General features: G+C 69.8%; 16 protein-coding genes. 1 reads left to right on the plus strand and 15 read right to left on the minus strand.

All coding sequences use genetic code 11. The annotated features are described in order from the left end of the window. Window positions 1-48: 48 nt before the first annotated feature. From ACF08M_RS04365 to rsmH, 15 genes are all read right to left on the minus strand, one after another. Window positions 49-333, minus strand: coding sequence for a YggT family protein (locus ACF08M_RS04365; protein WP_392183708.1), 285 nt, complete (start codon window positions 331-333; stop codon window positions 49-51). A 70-nt stretch (window positions 334-403) separates the two neighbouring features. Beyond that, window positions 404-1,015: a cell division protein SepF gene (locus ACF08M_RS04370; RefSeq protein WP_329815374.1), complete on the minus strand. Its 612-nt coding sequence runs from the start codon at window positions 1,013-1,015 to the stop codon at window positions 404-406. A 125-nt stretch (window positions 1,016-1,140) separates the two neighbouring features. Continuing rightward, the gene (locus ACF08M_RS04375) at window positions 1,141-1,860 is read right to left on the minus strand and encodes a YggS family pyridoxal phosphate-dependent enzyme (protein WP_392183709.1); all 720 of its coding nucleotides are present in this window, start codon (window positions 1,858-1,860) and stop codon (window positions 1,141-1,143) included. A gap of 6 nt (window positions 1,861-1,866) precedes the next feature. Beyond that, the gene (gene pgeF / locus ACF08M_RS04380; protein WP_392183710.1) at window positions 1,867-2,628 is read right to left on the minus strand and encodes a peptidoglycan editing factor PgeF; all 762 of its coding nucleotides are present in this window, start codon (window positions 2,626-2,628) and stop codon (window positions 1,867-1,869) included. Next, entirely contained in the window at window positions 2,625-3,839 is a 1,215-nt protein-coding gene (gene ftsZ, locus ACF08M_RS04385) for a cell division protein FtsZ (RefSeq protein WP_392183711.1), read from the minus strand. The genes pgeF and ftsZ overlap by 4 nt, the downstream gene beginning before the upstream one ends. A gap of 277 nt (window positions 3,840-4,116) precedes the next feature. Beyond that, on the minus strand, window positions 4,117-4,911 hold the full coding sequence (locus tag ACF08M_RS04390) for a cell division protein FtsQ/DivIB (protein ID WP_392183712.1): 795 nt from the start codon (window positions 4,909-4,911) through the stop codon (window positions 4,117-4,119). Window positions 4,912-4,963: 52 nt separating this feature from the next. Further along, window positions 4,964-6,058 (minus strand): undecaprenyldiphospho-muramoylpentapeptide beta-N-acetylglucosaminyltransferase, encoded by a 1,095-nt coding sequence (murG, locus tag ACF08M_RS04395; RefSeq protein ID WP_392183713.1) that lies wholly within the window; start codon window positions 6,056-6,058, stop codon window positions 4,964-4,966. A 6-nt stretch (window positions 6,059-6,064) separates the two neighbouring features. After that, entirely contained in the window at window positions 6,065-7,513 is a 1,449-nt protein-coding gene (ftsW, locus tag ACF08M_RS04400) for a putative lipid II flippase FtsW (protein ID WP_392183714.1), read from the minus strand. A 113-nt stretch (window positions 7,514-7,626) separates the two neighbouring features. Further along, window positions 7,627-9,054: a UDP-N-acetylmuramoyl-L-alanine--D-glutamate ligase gene (murD, locus tag ACF08M_RS04405; RefSeq protein ID WP_392183977.1), complete on the minus strand. Its 1,428-nt coding sequence runs from the start codon at window positions 9,052-9,054 to the stop codon at window positions 7,627-7,629. Continuing rightward, window positions 9,051-10,121 (minus strand): phospho-N-acetylmuramoyl-pentapeptide-transferase, encoded by a 1,071-nt coding sequence (gene mraY / locus ACF08M_RS04410; protein WP_392183715.1) that lies wholly within the window; start codon window positions 10,119-10,121, stop codon window positions 9,051-9,053. Before mraY ends, murD begins: the two co-directional genes overlap by 4 nt. After that, window positions 10,118-11,524 (minus strand): UDP-N-acetylmuramoyl-tripeptide--D-alanyl-D-alanine ligase, encoded by a 1,407-nt coding sequence (gene murF, locus ACF08M_RS04415; protein ID WP_392183716.1) that lies wholly within the window; start codon window positions 11,522-11,524, stop codon window positions 10,118-10,120. Before murF ends, mraY begins: the two co-directional genes overlap by 4 nt. A gap of 4 nt (window positions 11,525-11,528) precedes the next feature. Then, window positions 11,529-13,253, minus strand: a complete 1,725-nt coding sequence (locus ACF08M_RS04420; protein ID WP_392183717.1) for a UDP-N-acetylmuramoyl-L-alanyl-D-glutamate--2,6-diaminopimelate ligase — start codon at window positions 13,251-13,253, stop codon at window positions 11,529-11,531. Between the two features lie 18 nt (window positions 13,254-13,271). Beyond that, window positions 13,272-15,263, minus strand: a complete 1,992-nt coding sequence (locus tag ACF08M_RS04425; protein WP_392183718.1) for a peptidoglycan D,D-transpeptidase FtsI family protein — start codon at window positions 15,261-15,263, stop codon at window positions 13,272-13,274. A gap of 4 nt (window positions 15,264-15,267) precedes the next feature. After that, a complete protein-coding gene (locus ACF08M_RS04430) occupies window positions 15,268-15,849 on the minus strand; it encodes a septum formation initiator family protein (RefSeq protein ID WP_392183719.1) in 582 nt (193 codons plus the stop codon). Between the two features lie 49 nt (window positions 15,850-15,898). Next, complete coding sequence (rsmH, locus tag ACF08M_RS04435) at window positions 15,899-16,864, minus strand: 16S rRNA (cytosine(1402)-N(4))-methyltransferase RsmH (protein WP_392183720.1); 966 nt, start codon at window positions 16,862-16,864, stop codon at window positions 15,899-15,901. 377 nt (window positions 16,865-17,241) lie between these two features. Here rsmH and ACF08M_RS04440 point away from each other — a divergent pair, with 377 nt between their 5' ends. Next, a complete protein-coding gene (locus tag ACF08M_RS04440) occupies window positions 17,242-17,805 on the plus strand; it encodes a beta-class carbonic anhydrase (RefSeq protein WP_392183721.1) in 564 nt (187 codons plus the stop codon). Window positions 17,806-17,979 lie beyond the last annotated feature (174 nt).

The raw sequence follows: 17,979 nt of genomic DNA on the forward strand, positions 1-17,979 counted from the left end.
TCTTCTTCACCTCTACGTAGTCGTCGGCAGTCGGCAAGACCGTATCGCTCACAACCTGATCACGACGTTGATCAGGATGTAGACGATGATCATCAGAACGAAGAAGGACAGGTCGAGTGCCACGCCCCCGAGACGCAGCGGCGGGATGAACCGCCGCAGAAGCTTGAGCGGTGGATCGGTGATCGTGTAGGTGGCCTCAAGTATGACCACCATCGGCTTGCCGGGCTGCCATGAACGCGCGAACTGGAAGACGTAGTCCATGACCAGCCGGAAGATCAGCACGATGAGGAAACACATCAGCGCGATATAGACAACCTGCAGTGCGACGCCCATTTCGCGCTTCCCTCTCCCCTGGCTCTCGTAGCTCCGGCCCTACGGCCGGGTTGTTCCCGGTGTCGTGTTCTCAGCTCTGGTTGAAGAATCCGCCCTCAGCAATGCGGGCCTTGTCCTCCGCCGTGACATCGACGTTAGCAGGCGACAACAGGAACACCTTCTGCGTCACGCGCTCAATGCTGCCATGGAGACCGAAGACGAGCCCTGCGGCAAAGTCGACAAGTCGCTTCGCGTCCGTATCGTCCATCTCTGTGAGATTCATGATCACCGGAGTGCCCTCACGGAAGTGTTCCCCGATGGTACGGGCCTCGTTGTAGGTCCGGGGGTGCAGCGTGGTGATCCGGTAGGGCTCCCGCTCGGACACGACCTTGGGCATGATCACCGGCGCGTTCTTCTCCATGTTCGGACGTTCAGGTGTGATGGATGCCACGGGTGCAATTCGGGCGGGTCGCTCCCTTTCCACCGGGATCTGGACCGGCTCCCGCTGCGCGGGAGGCTGCACCACTCGCACCGGTTCGTCCCGTTCCCGCTCCACCTGATGCGCGGGCTGGTGCCGCCGCCGGTCGCGCTCCGGCTCCGGCTCGGGTTCGAATTCGTCGTCGGGGTCGAACCCCGGACCGTCGTACCCATCGTCCTCCACGAGGCCGAGGTAGACCGCCATCTTGCGCATCGCGCCGGCCATGCTCCGAGTCCTCCGCTCTGTGGTGGATCGGCATCTGTCACCAAGTGCCCGCGATCCACTGAGGCCTGCCCGCCATAGGCGGGAATGACCATATTTTCTGCTGTGGTCCGACCTGCTTGGCGACGTTACCCGAGCCTCGGTCGGTCTCCGAGTACCGCCGTACCGACGCGCACATGTGTCGCTCCGGCCGCGACCGCGTCCTCGAGGTCCGTGCTCATCCCTGCGGAGACCATGTTCGCAGCAGGATGGTTCCCGCGCAGGCGGGATGAGAATTCCATCAGCCGGTCGAAGGCGGCTCGTTGCCGTCCCGCGTACGGCCCGGCGAGCGGCGCGACGGTCATCAGACCGCCGAGCCGCAGCCCGGGCGCGGCCTCGACCGCCGCGGCCAACTCCTCGATCCCGTCCGGTGCGACGCCGCCCCGGTCGCCCCGCTCGCCGCTCTCCGCGTCGAGTGCGACCTGGATGAGGCAGCCGAGTTCACGCCCCTCGCGCACGGCCGCCACCGAGAGGGCCGTGACCAATTTGGTCCGATCCACCGACTGTACGACATCGGCATAACTCGCTACAGAACGAACCTTATTCGTCTGCAATTGACCAACAAAGTGCCAGGTGAGCGACAGATCCGCACATTCGGCTGCCTTCGGCGCCGCGTCCTGGTCACGATTCTCCGCGACATGACGCACACCGAGTTCATGCAGAATCCGCACATCGCTCGCGGGGTAGGTCTTGGTGACCACGACGAGGGTCACTTCTTCCCGCCTGCGGTCGGCGGCGGTACAGGCGGAAGCAATGCGTTCCTCCACCCGTGCCAGATTTTCGGCGAGTTGAGTCCTACGGTCCGTCATGCCCTATCAGTCCAACCAGACATATCCGGCGAGCCGCCCGGTGGTGCGGTCGCGGCGGTACGAGAAATGGTCGCCCGATTCGAGAGTGCAGACCGGCGACGCCTGACGGTCCTTCACCCCGAGGGCTTCGAGCTGGGCGTGGACCCCCGCCGTGACATCCACGGCCGGGGTGCCCCAGCTGGTCTCGGACCAGGAGGCCGGGACGCTCTCGGCGACCTCGGCGCGCATCCCGGCCGGAACCTCGTAGCACCGTCCGCAGACCGCCGGTCCGGTGCGGGCGACGATCCGGGAGGTCTCGGCGCCGAGTCCGACCATGGCTTCGACCACGGCGGGGACGACTCCGGCGACCAGACCGGGACGGCCCGCGTGCGCTGCCGCCGCGATCCCGGCGACCGGGTCGGCGAGCAGTACGGGGGTGCAGTCGGCGGTGAGCACGGCGAGCGGAAGTCCGCGCCGTGCGGTGACCACCGCATCCACCGCGGGGATTTCCGAAGCGTCTCCCCACGGGCCGTCGACGACTGCGACGTCCCGCCCGTGCACCTGGTTCATCCAGACGACCTGCGCCGGGTCCAGGCCGAGGGCCCCCGCGGCGCGCTCCCGATTGGCCAGAACGGCGGCGGGGTCGTCTCCGACCGCGCCGCCGAGGTTGAGCTCCTCGTACGGAGCGGCGCTCACCCCGCCCCACCTGTCGGTGAAGGCGAAGTGCGCGCCGCGGCCCGCCGAGGCTACTGAGGACACTGCGGGAACTGCGTGATGCCGGCCTATCACTTCAAGAAGTCCGGAACATCCAGCTCTTCGACCTGGGAGTCCTGGTAGGGACGGGCCGGCGGGATGTGCGGCGAGGCGATCGGCGGCAGGTGGCTCTCGCCGGCCGCCGATACGGGCTCGGCCTGGACCGGCGGCTCCTCGCGCGGGGGCACGGAACCCAGTCCGCCGGTCTGGCGCACGGGCTCGGCGGTCCGGACCGGCGGAGCCGACTCCTCGCGCTTGGTGGAGTTCGCGCCCAGGACGTTCTCCCGACGGGCCGGCGGCTGTCCGCCGTCGAAGCCTGCCGCAATCACGGTGACACGGACCTCGTCGCCCAGCGCGTCGTCGATGACCGCGCCGAAGATGATGTTCGCCTCGGGGTGCGCCGCCTCGCTCACCAGCTGAGCGGCCTCGTTGATCTCGAAGAGACCGAGGTCGCTGCCGCCGGAGATGGAGAGCAGGACGCCGCGGGCGCCGTCGATGGACGCCTCGAGGAGCGGCGAGGAGATCGCCATCTCCGCGGCGGCCACCGCGCGGTCGTCGCCGCGGGCCGAGCCGATGCCCATGAGTGCCGATCCGGCCTCGGACATCACCGACTTGACGTCGGCGAAGTCGAGGTTGATCAGGCCGGGGGTCGTGATGAGGTCGGTGATTCCCTGGACGCCCGAGAGCAGCACCTGGTCGGCCGACTTGAAGGCGTCGAGCACGCTGACCTGGCGGTCCGAGATGGACAGCAGCCGGTCGTTGGGAATGACGATGAGGGTGTCGACCTCTTCGCGGAGCTCGGCGATGCCGTCCTCCGCCTGGTTCGCGCGTCGCCGGCCCTCGAAGGTGAACGGGCGGGTGACCACGCCGATCGTGAGGGCGCCGAGCGAGCGAGCGATGTTGGCGACGACGGGTGCGCCGCCGGTGCCGGTGCCGCCGCCCTCTCCGGCGGTGACGAAGACCATGTCGGCCCCCTTGAGGACCTCCTCGATCTCCTCACGGTGGTCCTCTGCCGCCTTGCGGCCGACGGCCGGGTTGGCCCCGGCGCCGAGTCCGCGGGTGAGTTCGCGGCCGACGTCGAGCTTGACGTCGGCGTCGCTCATCAACAGGGCTTGCGCATCGGTGTTGATCGCGATGAACTCGACGCCCTTGAGGCCGACCTCGATCATTCGGTTGATGGCATTGACACCACCGCCGCCGACACCGATGACCTTGATGACTGCGAGGTAGTTCTGCGGTGCTGCCACGTCGAAGGCCTCTCGCCTCGAGTTACGTGTCGTCGCTCTGCGGTAGTCCCGCCGCGACGACGGATGCCGATTGGGACGGTCCGAATCGCCGACCCAAACCCTAACGTTGAAGTTTAGGGTTACCAGTGTCTCTGCTTCATGGACTCTTCCGAACAGGACACTAAGTCGACAAGTGGCGCACGTTCAACGAACACGCCGAACCTCCCGTTTTTCTTTTCACCCTATGTGATCACCCATAGCGATGACCAACCAGGGTGCTGGCCAGGCCAAATACCCGTCAACTACCCGACACCACAGGGGCGGTAGGTGCACTCACGTCGAAGTGTCCCGCTTTGGGGGCGGCTTTCATGAGAGCCGTGAGGACTTTCGCCTTGACCGGCCCGTCCTCGCCACTGCCCCAGATCACCGTGCGGCCCCGGGTGAGCTCCAGGGAGATCGAGTCGTACGAGGTGACCCGAACGACCTTGGTGTCCTTGGCGACTCCGCCCGGAAGTCCACCCGCGACCCGGACCGCTTCCCGCACCAGCCGGGCACTGCCGAAGCGGCGCAGACTCGCGGACTGATCAGGCGTCAATTCCAGCAGAGGTACACGTCCGGGCGACTTATCCACTGTTGCGAAACGTACGCCTTTTGCGTCCACTTCAATAAACTTTGTGCCATTTTTCACCAACAGGACCGGCTGTCGTTCGGTCACCTTAAGTCCGATTCCGTGCGGCCACGACCGTACGACATCCACCGAGTCGATACGAGGCAACTTCTGGCGCAATCGGTCGGCGATGGCATCGGTGTCCACGGAGATCAGCGGAGCGCCGATCGGTACCGCCGCGGCGGCCTCCACCTCGGCCGGCGTCAGCACGTCGACACCGGTGGTCCTGACCTGCTCGACCCGGAGCCAGGAGGAGCCGTAGAGCGCCCAGACGGCACCGGAGCCGAGCAGCAGCACCAGCACGCCGATGACGACCAGTCGTCTGCGACTGGGCAGTCTGCGCCCTTCGGGGCGCGGACGCGGCGGGCGGGCCGGGGATTTCCCCTGCCGCGCTGCACCACGCCGGGCGGTCGTCGGTCCGGCCACGCTCGCTCCTTATGCCGGGTCCGGGGGGCACCGCCCCCCGGACCCGTCCGCCTCACGCGCCTCGGCGTGCGGCGATCGCCTCGTACACCATGCCGACGAGCAGGTCGTCGGCGTCCCTGCGGCCGAACTCGGCGGCGGCGCGGGACATCTCGTACAGCCGGTGCGGATCCGCGAGCACCGGCAGGACGTTGCCCTGCACCCACTCGGGGGTGAGTGCCGCGTCGTCCACCAGCAGACCGCCGCCGGCGTTGACCACCGGCTGGGCGTTGAGCCGCTGTTCACCGTTGCCGATGGGCAGCGGTACGTATGCGGCGGGGAGCCCGACGGCGGAGAGTTCGGCGACGGTCATCGCGCCCGCACGGCAGAGCATCATGTCGGCCGCAGCGTACGCGAGGTCCATCCGGTCCACGTACGGTACCGGGATGTAGGGCGGCATACCGGGCATGTTGTCGACGCGCGGCAATTCGTTCTTCGGGCCGACCACGTGCAGGACCTGGATCCCGGAGCGCTGCAGCAGCGGCGCGACCCGCTGGACCACCTCGTTGAGGTGGCGCGCGCCCTGCGAGCCGCCGGAGACCAGCAGCGTCGGCAGATTGGGGTCGAGGCCGAAGGCCGCACGCGCCTCGGGACGGACCCGGGCCCGGTCCAGGGTGGCGATGGTCCGGCGCAGCGGGATGCCGATGTAGCGGGCACCGCGCAGCTTGCTGTCGGGGGTGGAGACGGCGACCCCGTGGGCGTACCGGGAGCCGATCTTGTTCGCCAGGCCCGGCCGGGCGTTGGCCTCGTGGACGACGATCGGCACACCGGCCCGCTTGGCGGCGAGATAGCCGGGCAGGGCGACATAGCCGCCGAAGCCGACCACGCAGTCCGCCTTGGTGCGCTCCAGGACCTGCTCGGCGGCCTTGATGGTGCCGCGCAGCCGCCCCGGGACGGTGATCAGTTCCGGGGTGGGCTTGCGCGGCAGCGGCACGGCCGGGATCAGGGCGAGTTCGTACCCCCGCTCGGGTACGAGCCTGGTCTCGAGTCCGCGCTCCGTGCCGAGGGCAGTGATCCCCACGGCCGGGTCCTGCCTGCGCAGGGCGTCCGCGAGGGCAAGCGCGGGCTCGATGTGGCCGGCGGTCCCCCCACCGGCGAGTACGACATGCACCGAAATTCACCGCTCTCCGGACGGACGCTTCTTGACGCGCCGTCTCATCGTCTTCCATCTCACCCCGGGCCTCCGCATGGCCAGGGCCGCCTTCGCGGCGGGATCCTCTCGCGCGAACGCGATCAGCAGCCCGACAGCGAACATGGTCGGCAGCAGGGCCGATCCTCCGTAGGAGAACAGCGGGAGCGGGACACCGGCGATCGGCAGCAGGCCGAGCACCGCACCAATGTTGATCACGGCCTGCGCCGTGATCCAGGTGGTCACACCTCCCGCGGCGTACCTCACGAAGGGGTCCTCCGTGCGTCCGGCCACGCGGATACCCCCATAGCCTAGAGCCGCGAAGAGGGCGAGTACCGACAGCGTCCCCGCCAACCCCAGTTCCTCCCCGGTGATGGCGAAGATGAAGTCGGTGTGCGGTTCAGGTAGTTGACCCCATTTTTCCACACTCGCACCGAGCCCGGAACCGAACCATCCGCCGGACGCCAGAGCATAGATGCCGTGCACGGCCTGCCAGCAGGAGTCCCCCGGGCCGGGTTCACTGGCGCCGATGCAGGCAAGCCTGGACATCCGGTTCGGGCTGGTCTTGATCAGCACGAAGGCGATCACTCCGGCAAAGCCGAGCACTCCGGCGAAGAGTCTGGTGGGCGCCCCGGCCAGCCAGAGCAGTCCGAACAGGATCGCCGTGAGAATGATCGCAGTGCCCATGTCACCGCCGAGCATGATCAGCCCGAGGAGCAGGAAGGCGACCGGAACGAGCGGGACGAGCATGTGTTTCCACTGCGTCAGCAGCCGTTTGTCCTGTTTGCGTGCGAGCAGGTCCGCGCCCCACAGGACCAGGGCGAGCTTGCCGAACTCGCTGGGCTGGAGCTGGAAGGGGCCACCCAGGTAGAGCCAGTTCCGGTTGCCGTTGACCGTCATTCCTATCCCCGGTACCTGGACCAGCACCATCAGGAAGACGGATCCCAGGAGCAGCGGGTAGGCGAACGCCCGGTGCAGTTTGACGGGCATCCGGGCGGCCAGCGCCATCAGTCCGGCACCGATGACGGCGGCGAGGAACTGTTTGCGGAAGAAATAGGTGCTGGGTTTGTCCAGCTCCAGGGCCTTGATCATCGAGGCGGAGTACACCATCACGAGGCCGAGCACGGTGATCAGCAGGCCGGCACCCAGGATCAGGTAGTAAGCCGTCAGAGGGCGGTCCCAGGCCCGCCGTGCCTGCTCGTACAGCCGTCGCACCCCGCCGCCGCGCGGGGCGCGGGGGGTGCCGCCGGAGCGCCCCTTGGAACGGGGTACCGAGGGGCGCCGGGATCCGGTGGCCGACCGGACCCGCAGAGCGGGGCCGAGCGGCGCCGGAGCGGCCACGCCGGCGAGCAGGGGCGGGGCGAGCGCCCGGCTGATCGCCGCGGTGGCCCGTGAGCGGTCCCCACGGGGTGCGGCGGAGCTCTCTTCGGCCGGCATTGTCGCTGTCCCCTCCACTGCTCGTGCCACGGGCCGCCGCCGAAGGCCGCGGCCCGTGGCGCGGCCGACCGCGCCCGGTCGTCCGGGACGGTACGGCGCGGAGACCGGGCCCGTCAGGCGCTCTCTGCGGCGAGTGCGCGGACCGCGTCCGCGAACGCCTCGCCCCGCTTGTTGTAATTGACGAACATGTCCATGGAGGCGCAGGCCGGGGCCATCAGTACGGTGTCTCCCGGCCGGGCGAGCCGTGCCGCCTCGCGGACCGCCTCGGACATCGCCCCAGTGTCGGTCCGGTCGAGGTCGACCACCGGGACCTCGGGGGCGTGTCGCGCGAGGGCTTCGCGGATCAGGGCCCGGTCCCGGCCGATCAGTACGACGCCCCGCAGCCGCCCTGCGGCCCCGGTCACCAGCCCGTCGAACGTGGCGCCCTTGGCGAGGCCGCCGGCGATCCAGACGATCGGGTCGTAGGCGGCGAGGGACGCCTCGGCGGCGTGGGTGTTGGTTGCCTTGGAGTCGTCGATGTACGCGACCCCGGCGACGTCCGCGACGTGCTCGATACGGTGCGGGTCGGGGCGGAAGGCCCGCAGGCCGTCCCGTACGGCCGCGGGCTCGACACCGAAGGCGCGGGCCAGGGCCGCGGCCGCCAGGGCGTTGGCGATGTTGTGCGGGGCCGGCGGGTTGACGTCGGTGACCTCGGCGAGCTCCTGGGCCTGCTTCTGCCGGTTCGCCACGAAGGCGCGGTCGACGAGGACGCCGTCGACGACGCCCAGTTGGGACGGGCCCGGTGTGCCCAGGGTGAAACCGATGGCGCGGCAGCCCTCTTCGACGTCGGCCTCGCGAACCAGGTCCTCGGTCGCCATCTCGGCCGCGTTGTAGACGCAGGCGACGCGGTTGCCCTCGTAGATCCGTCCCTTGTCCGCGACATACGCCTCCATGGAGCCGTGCCAGTCGAGGTGGTCGGGGGCCAGGTTGAGGACGGCCGCGGAGTGGGCGCGCAGCGAGGGCGCCCAGTGCAGCTGGTAGCTGGACAGCTCGACGGCGAGTACGTCGTACTCCTCGTCACCGAGGACGGCGTCGAGGAGGGAGACGCCGATGTTGCCGACCGCGGCGGTGCGCAGCCCGGCCGCCTCCAGGATCGAGGCGAGCATCCGTACGGTCGTGGTCTTGCCGTTGGTACCGGTGACCGCGAGCCAGGGTGCCGGTTCCCTGCCGCCTTCGCCGCGCAGCCGCCAGGCGAGTTCGACGTCGCCCCAGACCGGGACGCCCGCCTCGGCGGCTGCGGTGAAGAGCGGCTTGTCGGGCTTCCAGCCCGGGGTGGTGACGATGAGCTCGGTGGACTCGGGCAGGGTCGCCCCGTCGCCGAGGCGCACGGTGATGCCCTGCGCCTCCAGCTCCGCGGCCTGCGTACGGGAACGCTCGTCGTCCCCGTCGTTGACCACCGTGACGACGGCCCCGAGGCCGTGCAGCACGATGGCCGCCGGGATTCCGGAGACTCCGAGTCCCGCGACGGTGACGTGCTTGCCCTGCCAGTCCTGGTTGCTCACTTCTCGGCTGCCCATCCCGCGTAGAAGAGACCGAGTCCCACGATCACGCACATGCCCTGGATGATCCAGAAGCGGACCACGACAAGGACTTCGGACCACCCCTTGAGTTCGAAGTGGTGCTGGAGCGGCGCCATCCGGAAGACCCGCTTGCCGGTCATCTTGAAGGAGCCGACCTGGATGACCACGGACATGGTGATCATCACGAAGAGACCGCCGAGGATGGCCATCAGGAACTCCGTGCGGGAGCAGATCGCCAGACCGGCGAGGGCGCCGCCGAGGGCGAGCGAGCCGGTGTCACCCATGAAGATCTTGGCGGGCGAGGTGTTCCACCACAGGAAGCCGAAGCAGGCACCCATCAGCGCGGAGGCGACGACCGCGAGGTCGAGTGGATCGCGTACCTGGAAGCAGGCATTGGGGTTGGTCAGGGTCGTCGCGTTGGCGCAGGACTCCTGGAACTGCCACAGCCCGATGAAGGTGTACGCGCCGAAGACCATCACCGATGCGCCGGTGGCCAGGCCGTCCAGGCCGTCCGTCAGGTTCACGCCATTGGACATGGCGAGGATCATGAACAGGGCCCAGACGACGAACAGCACCGGGCCGATCGACCAGCCGAAGTCCGCGACGAACGACAGCTTCGTGGAGGCCGGGGTGTTGCCCTGCTTGTCCGCGAACTGGAGCGAGAGCACCGCGAAGGCGATACCGACGATCAGCTGGCCCGCCATCTTCGCCTTGGCCCGCAGACCCAGCGAACGCTGCTTGACGATCTTGATGTAGTCGTCGAGGAAGCCGACGAGCCCCATGCCTGCCATCAGGAAGAGCACCAGCACACCGGAGAAGCGCATCTCCTCGCCGGTGATCACCTTCGCCAGGACGTAGGCGATGATCGTCGCCAGGATGAAGGCAATACCGCCCATGGTGGGCGTGCCCTTCTTGGAGCCGTGGGTACGCGGTCCGTCGTCCCGGATGAACTGCCCGTATCCCTTGCGGGCCAGCAGCTTGATCAGCAGCGGAGTCCCGACCAGGGTCAGGAAGAGCCCGATGGCTCCCGCGAAGAGGATCTGCCTCATCGGCCGGCGACCTCGCCCTCGGACGCGTTCTCCAGCAGTGCCATGGCGACCTGCTCCAGGCCGACCGACCGGGACGCCTTCACCAGCACGACGTCTCCCGGGCGCAGTTCACTGCGCAATAGGTCGACGGCAGCCTGCGCGTCGGACACGTGCACCGACTCCTCACCCCACGAACCCTCGTTGTATGCGCCCAGTTGCAGCCAGGAGGCCTCTCTGCCCCCGACTGCGACGAGCTTGCTGACGTTGAGCCGGACGGCGAGCCGCCCGACCGCGTCGTGCTCGGCGAGCGAGGCGTCGCCGAGCTCGGCCATGGGGCCGAGCACCGCCCACGTACGCCGGCCCTTCCCCATGGCGGCCAGCGCGCGCAGCGCTGCCTTCATGGATTCGGGGTTCGCGTTGTAGGCGTCATTGACGAACGTCACGCCGTCCGGACGCTCGGTGACCTCCATGCGCCAGCGGGAGAGGGTGCCCGCCTCGGAGAGCCCTTCGGCGATCTCGTCTGCGGACAGGCCCAACTCATGGGCGACGGCGGCCGCGGCGAGCGCGTTCGACACGTGGTGCTCACCGTACAGGCGCATGGTCACGTCGCTGCACCCGGTGGGTGTGTGGAGCTTGAAAGCGGGACGGCCGTCGTCGGTGAGACGGACGTTCTCTCCCCGTACGTCCGCATCCGCGGCTTCGCCGAAGAGCAGCACCCGGGCCTTCGTACGGGAGGTCATGGCACGCACGAGCGGGTCGTCGGCGTTGAGCACGGCGAGGCCGTCCTCGGGCAGCGACTCGACCATCTCGCCCTTGGCCCTGGCGATCTGCTCGCGGCCGCCGAACTCACCGATGTGGGCGGTGCCCACGTTGAGGACAAGACCGATCCGGGGCGGGACCAGGCCGGTGAGATACCGGATGTCGCCGACATAGCGTGCGCCCATTTCGAGGACGAGGTGCTGGGTGTCCTCGGTGGCGCGCAGGGCGGTGAGCGGCAGGCCGATCTCGTTGTTGAGGTTGCCCGCCGGGTAGACGGTGGGCCCCTTGCGTTCGAGAAGTTGGGCGATGAGGTCCTTGGTGGAGGTCTTGCCCGCGGAGCCGGTGAGGGCGACGACGGCGGTGCCGAGGCGGCCGACGACGGCGCGGGCCAGCGCGCCGAGGGCGGCCACGACGTCATCGACGACGATCGCCGGAACACCGACGGGGCGGGCGGCCAGCACGGCTGCCGCGCCCGCCTCGACGGCGCGCTGCGCATAGTCGTGGCCGTCGACCCGCTCACCGGCGAAGGCGACGAACAGACTGCCTTGCTCCACCGCTCGCGAGTCGATGACGACGGGCCCGCTGACGGTTGCTGCCGGATCGGGTATGTCGTGCGACTGCCCGCCGACGATTTCGGCGATCTCGGCGAGGGAAAGGGCGATCACTTGGTCATCCCTGACTGTTCTCGTGGGTGTGGGCGCGGTGGGCGGTGCTCTCGGCACCGCCATGCCCCAGGGAACGTTCGATGGCCGCGCGCAGGACCACGCGGTCGTCGAAGGGGCGTACCACGCCGTGGATGTCCTGGCCCTGCTCGTGGCCCTTGCCGGCGATCAGCACGGTGTCACCGGGCTCGGCGCGGGCGACCACGGCGGTGATGGCGGCGGCCCGGTCGGCGTCGACCAGGACGTCGCCCCGCTCGTGGACGGGCACCTCGGCGGCGCCCGCGAGCATTGCGGCGAGGATTCCGAGGGGGTCCTCGGAACGGGGGTTGTCGGAGGTCAGTACGGCGGTGTCGGCGAAGCGGGCCGCGGCGGCGCCCATCGGCCCGCGTTTGGTGGTGTCGCGGTCGCCGCCGCAGCCGAGGACGACGTGCAGCCTGCCCTCGGTGACCTTCCGCAGGGAGCGCAGCACGGATTCGACGGCGTCGGTCTTGTGCGCGTAGTCGACGACCGCGAGGTACGGCTGTCCGGCGTCGACGCGTTCCAGCCGGCCGGGGACGCCCGGAACGGCGGCGACACCGTCGGCCGCGGTCTGCGGGTCCAGGCCCGCGACGGCGAGCGTGACGATCGCGGCGAGGGTGTTGGCGACGTTGAACGGGCCGGGCAGCGGGGCCTGGGCGGCGATCCGCTCGTCCTTGGGGCCGACGACGGTGAAGGTGGAGCCCTGCGGCCCGACTTCGACGTCCTCGGCACGCCAGTCGGCGTCCGGGTGCCCCTCGGCGGAGAAGGTGACGACGGGGACGGACGCCTCGCCGATCAGCCTGCGGCCGTACTCGTCGTCGAAGTTGACGACGCCCTGCCGGCTGCGCCGCGGGGTGAAGAGCTGCGCCTTGGCCTGGAAGTAGTCCTCCATCCCGGAGTGGAACTCCATGTGTTCCGGGCTGAGGTTGTTGAAGACCGCGACGTCGAAGACACAGCCGTCGACCCTCCCGAGCACCAGGGCGTGGCTGGAAACCTCCATCGTCACCGAGTCGACCCCGCGTTCGCGCATGACGGCGAACAGGGCCTGCAGGTCGGTGGCTTCGGGGGTGGTGCGCTCGGACTTGACGCGCTCGTCGCCGATCCGCGTCTCCACGGTGCCGATCAGCCCGGTGGCACGCCCGGCGCCGCGGAATCCGCCCTCGATGAGGTACGCGGTAGTGGTCTTTCCCGAGGTTCCGGTGATGCCGATCTGGAGGAGGTCGGCACCGGGCCGTCCGTAGATCTCGGCGGCGAGTTCGCCCATCCGGCCGCGCGGGTCCTCGGTGACCAGCACCGGCAGTCCGGTGGCGGCGGCGCGCTCGGCGCCGGCCGGGTCGGTGAGGACCGCCACCGCGCCGAGACCGGCCGCCTGCGCGGCGAAGTCGGCACCGTGGAGGCGGGCGCCCGGCAGGGCTGCGTACACATCACCGGGGCGGACCGCCCGCGAGTCGTGGGTGATGCCGGTGACCTCGCCGGTCCCCGGCGGTTCGACTCCCAGCCGGGCTGCCAGCTCGCCGAGGGGTGTCGGCCCGATCCGGTCCGGACGGGGCGCTCCCGGGTAGTTCACAGGGGCGTCCTTCTGGGTGGTTTGGAACTGATCAGCGTGGGGCACGGCGGTGAGCGTACCGGGCGCACCCGGCCTCTCGCGAAGTGAGGGGGCGGCGTTCCGGTGGTTCCCGTTCCGGTTCCCGGGATCGGGGGTGATGGTTGTCACTGGTCGGTCTCCCCGTGTTCACTCGCCGGGCTGGAAGGACACCGGCAGCCGGGCCGGCTTGTTGCCGGACGGTGGGGTCTGGAGGGTCTTCAGCGCGAATTCCATGACCTGCTTGTAGATCGGTCCGCAGATCTGGCCGCCGAAGTAGCTGCCCTTGGTCGGGTTCTGGATCGCGCAGTAGACGGAGATCTGCGGGTTGTCGGCCGGCGCGAAGCCCGCGAAGGACGCGGTGTAGCCGCGGTAGCCGCCGTGTACCGGGTCGACCCGGTTGGCCGTACCGGTCTTTCCGGCCACCCGGTACCCGGGGATCTTGGCCTTCGTTCCGGTACCCTCCTCGTCTCCGACCACCGACTCCAGCATGGCGGCGAGCGTCTTGGCGGTCTTCTCGCTGACCACCCGGCTCCGTTCGGGAGCGGGGGCGGCCTCGAAGTGTCCGTCCGGGCCCTTGGTGCCGCGGACCAGCGTGGGTGTGACGCGGACCCCGCCGTTGGCGATCGTCGAGTAGATGGAGGCGGCCTGCATGGCGTTGAGCGAGAGGCCCTGTCCGAACGGGATCGTGTACTGCTGCGAGGTCGACCAGTCCCCGGGCTTGGCGAGGATGCCGGGGGTCTCGCCCGGGTAGTCGAGACCGGTCGGCGAGCCGATCCCGAACTTGCGCAGGTAGGAGTAGAGAACGCGGTTGGCCTCGGCCTGGGTCCTGCCGAGCTCTCCGGTGGCCAGGATGGTGCCGATGTTGCTGGATTTGGCGAGTACGCCGTTGAGTGTCAGGTACCAGGTGGGGTGGTCGATGTCGTCCTTGAAGAGCCGGTCGCCTCGGTGCAGCCGGTTGGGGACGGTGACGTGGGTGCCGGGGGTGGCAACGCCCTCCTCCAGCACGGCGGCCATGGACATGACCTTGCTGGTGGAGCCGGGCTCGTACACGTCCTGGAGGGCCGCGTTGCCCAGCGACGCCGCGTCGGCCCGCGAGAGGTCGTTGGGGTCGAAGCCGGGTGCGTTGGCCATGGCGAGGACCTCGCCGGTCCTGGTGTTCTGCACGACCACGTAGCCGCGGTCCGCCTTGGACTTCTTCACCTGGTCGGTGATGGCCCGCTGGGCGGCCCACTGGATGTCGCGGTCGATGGTCAGCTCGATGTCGGACCCGGCGACGGCCGGGACCTCCTGGGTGCCCGCGGTGGGCACCCGCCGGCCGCCGGACTGGGCGTACTTGATCTTGCCGTCCTCGCCCGCCAGCTCCTTGTCCAGCTGCGATTCGAGGCCGCCCGCGCCCTTGCCGTCGGCGTTGACATAACCCAGTATTCCGGCGGCGAGCTCTCCGTTGGGGTAGACGCGTTTGGTGGTCGACTCCTGGAAGACCCCGGCCAGCACGTTGGCTCCGGGACCGCCGGCCGCCTTGTCCTTCGCGGCCTTTTCGGCGAAGACGGACTTGAGGTCCTTGATCTGGTTCCAGACCTGCGGGGTCTGGCGACGGGCCAGGACGGTGTACCGGCCCTTCTTGGACAGTTTCGCGGTCAGCCCGGCGGCGTCGGTGCCGAGGATCGGGGCGAGGAGCGCCGCCGCCTGCCGGGGCGCGTCGGGGGCCTTGCTGAATTCGGGCGTGAACATCGACGGGTCGGCGGTGATGTCGTACGCGTCGACGCTCGTGGCCAGCGCGATGCCGCTGCGGTCGGTGATCTGGCCGCGCTCGGCCGAGATCGTGTAGCTGAGGTAGCGGTTCTTCTCGGCCTTGGCCGCGTACGCGTTGGCGTCGACGGCCTGGACCTGGAGGAGCCGGACGACGAACACCAGCATGACGAGGGTCAGAGCGAAGCTGACCAGCCGGAGCCGGGGGCGCGGGTTGCCGAGGCGGAGGACGCGCGCGGGACGGTTGCGGGGCGCACGGGGCGCCGGGCGCCGGGGTGCCGGGGAGGAGGGGCGGCGGGCGGCGGGCCGGGGGCGGGCCTGGCCGCCGGCGGCGCCGCGGGGGCGCGCGGGGCCGGGGACCCGGCGGCGCGGTGGTTCCTTGGGAGACACTGCGTCACCTGCCGGGGCTGGTCGGGGGCTGGTCTGCCGGGGTACGCGGCCCGGCGGGCGGGGCCGCGGAGGTGCTGGGTTTCACGGACCCGCCCGAGAGGGCGGACGGTGCCGCGGAAGAGTGCGAGGGCGAGCCGGTGGCCGGAGCAGGGGCGCCGGCGGACGGTGCGGTCGCGGGGGGACCGGACTTCCGCCGCGGCGGCGCCGGGGCCGGCTCGGCGGTGGACTCCGCCGGTACACCGCGGACCGTACCGTCCGGGCCGAGGAAGACGGGGCTGCCGCCGGGCACCATGCCCAGTTCACGGGCGCGCCGCTCCAGGGCATCCGGCTTGGAGTAGTTGTCGACGTCGTTCTGGAGGGCCTGCTGCTCGTCGGTGAGCTCGGTGGTCCGCTTCTTCAGCTCGCTCAGCCTGAACGATCCTTCGTTCAGGGCCGAGTTGAGCACCAGGAGCGTGATCAGACCGCCGCCGAGGAGCAGCACGACCAGCAGCACGAAGGGGGTACGGGCCGCGTTGCTGGGCCCGGACGGCATCAGCCGGGCGAGCCGCGCCGCTCGCCCTCTCAACTGCCCGGCCGCTCTGTTCACCGCGCCGCCCCGGGCGTCACCGGTGTCCGGACTCCCGGACGCCGGACCCTCATCGTTCCTCCTCGCGGATCCGCTGGGCGCCGCGCAGCCGGGCGGGAGCGGCGCGCCGGTTCTCGGCGACCTCCTCCTCCGTGGGCAGCTCGGCGCCGCGGGTCAGCAGCTTCAGCCGGGGCTGGTAGCGCTCGGGGACCACCGGCAGTCCGGGCGGCGCGGTCGTGGCGGCGCCCGCCGCGAAGACCTGCTTGACCAGCCGGTCCTCCAGCGAGTGGTAGGAGAGGACGGCGATGCGGCCGCCGACCGCGAGGCTCTGCACGGCGGCCGGAATGGCCCGCTCCAGAACGGCGAGCTCGCCGTTGACCTCGATGCGCAGTGCCTGGAAGGTGCGCTTGGCGGGGTTGCCGCCGGTGCGCTTGGCGGCCTGCGGCAGCGAGTCGCGGATCAGCTCGACGAGCCGGGCGCTGTTGCTGAACGGCTCCTTCTCGCGCTCGCGCACGATCGCGGACACGATCCGCTTGGCCTGCTTCTCCTCGCCGTACGCCCGCAGGATCCGCACCAGTTCGCCCGGCGGATAGGTGTTCAGCACCTCGGCCGCGCTGATGCCGGCCGTCTGGTCCATGCGCATGTCGAGCGGGGCGTCCTGGGCGTACGCGAATCCGCGGTCGGCCTCGTCCAGCTGCATGGAGGAGACGCCGAGGTCGAAGAGGACGCCCTGGACCTTCGGGACGCCGAGCCGGGCGAGCACCTCGGGCAGTTCGTCGTAGACCGCGTGCACCAGGGTGGCCCGGTCTCCGTACGGGGCGAGCCGCTCGCCGGAGAGCCGCAGCGCCTCCTTGTCCCGGTCCAGCGCGATCAGGTGCGCGGAGGGGAAGGAGGAGAGCAGCGCCTCGCTGTGTCCGCCGAGGCCGAGGGTGCAGTCGACGACCACGGGCCGCTGCGGTCCCGGCGCCTCCAGAGCCGGAGCCAACAGATCCAGGCACCGCTGGAGCATCACCGGGACGTGTCGGGTCTGGCTCATGCGCCCTCTCAGGCTCAGGTCCCGTGCGGTGGCACGTACGGCCTGGTCCCCGCCCGCTCGGAAGGGGAGGACGGCCGGCGCCGGGGAAGAGGCGTCGGCCGACCGGCGAGCGGGAGAGGGCCGGACCGTACGTACGCCGCACACGGGGGAAATCTACGGAATGTGCAGGGTGTCAGTACTTCCCGTCACTTTAGTCCACCCTGCCATTCGATCGATTCCCGATCAATCAGCCGGACAGCGCGTCGCCCCGCCCCCGGTTCACCCGGCCGGATGAACAACTGCGAAGCTTGTGGGTTACCTCACAACAAGCCTCGTTGACGTTCTTTGTCCCTTCCCACAGCACGACGCGGCCACCGCCGGGAGCTAACGTCATATCCATGTCGACTTCCGCACACTCTTCCACCGGGCCTTCCGCGCCCCCCGCCGACCGGGCGCGCCCGGGAGGCACGGTCACCGACCGCCTCGTCGAGGCGAACACCCGGTACGCCGCCGGATTCGAGGACCCCGGCATGGACGCCAAGCCGGTGCTGCGCGTCGCCGTGGTCGCCTGCATGGACGCCCGGCTCGACCTGCACGACGCGCTCGGCCTGTCGCTCGGCGACTGCCACACCATCCGCAACGCGGGCGGTGTGGTCACCGATGACGTGATCCGTTCGCTGACCATCAGCCAGCGGGCCCTGGGCACCCGCAGCGTCATACTCATTCATCACACGAACTGCGGCCTGGAATCGATCACCGAGGAGTTCCGCCAGGAACTGGAGGTGGAGGTCGGCCAGCGTCCGGTCTGGGCGGTCGAGGCGTACAAGGACGCGGACCAGGACGTACGGCAGTCGATGCAGCGCGTACGCACCTCGCCGTTCCTGCTGCACACCGACGACGTCCGCGGCTTCGTCTTCGATGTGACCAGCGGACTGCTGCGCGAGATCCTTCCCGTCTCCTGACCGTCCGGGTGCCCCCCACAAGGAGTCGACAACTCCACCGAACCCGACATATCGCCCCGACTTATCCACAGGCGAGTGACACGAAGCGGTAACGGCAACAAGAATGCGCGTGTGGCATTGCGCCGGGACGTTCCCGGCGGGGTGTCCGTGTTTCGGGGTGGGCCGGGCCGCTGC

It is taken from the genome of Streptomyces sp. NPDC015032 (assembly GCF_043080425.1).
Lineage (GTDB): Bacteria > Actinomycetota > Actinomycetes > Streptomycetales > Streptomycetaceae > Streptomyces.

Coding starts and splice junctions, on each gene's coding strand:
- ACF08M_RS04365 (WP_392183708.1), bottom strand. CDS start 333: ATGGGCGTCGCACTGCAGGTTGTCTATATCGCGCTGATGTGTTTCCTC.
- ACF08M_RS04370 (WP_329815374.1), bottom strand. CDS start 1,015: ATGGCCGGCGCGATGCGCAAGATGGCGGTCTACCTCGGCCTCGTGGAG.
- ACF08M_RS04375 (WP_392183709.1), bottom strand. CDS start 1,860: ATGACGGACCGTAGGACTCAACTCGCCGAAAATCTGGCACGGGTGGAG.
- ftsW (WP_392183714.1), bottom strand. CDS start 7,513: ATGCCGGCCGAAGAGAGCTCCGCCGCACCCCGTGGGGACCGCTCACGG.
- mraY (WP_392183715.1), bottom strand. CDS start 10,121: ATGAGGCAGATCCTCTTCGCGGGAGCCATCGGGCTCTTCCTGACCCTG.
- rsmH (WP_392183720.1), bottom strand. CDS start 16,864: ATGAGCCAGACCCGACACGTCCCGGTGATGCTCCAGCGGTGCCTGGAT.
- ACF08M_RS04440 (WP_392183721.1), top strand. CDS start 17,242: ATGTCGACTTCCGCACACTCTTCCACCGGGCCTTCCGCGCCCCCCGCC.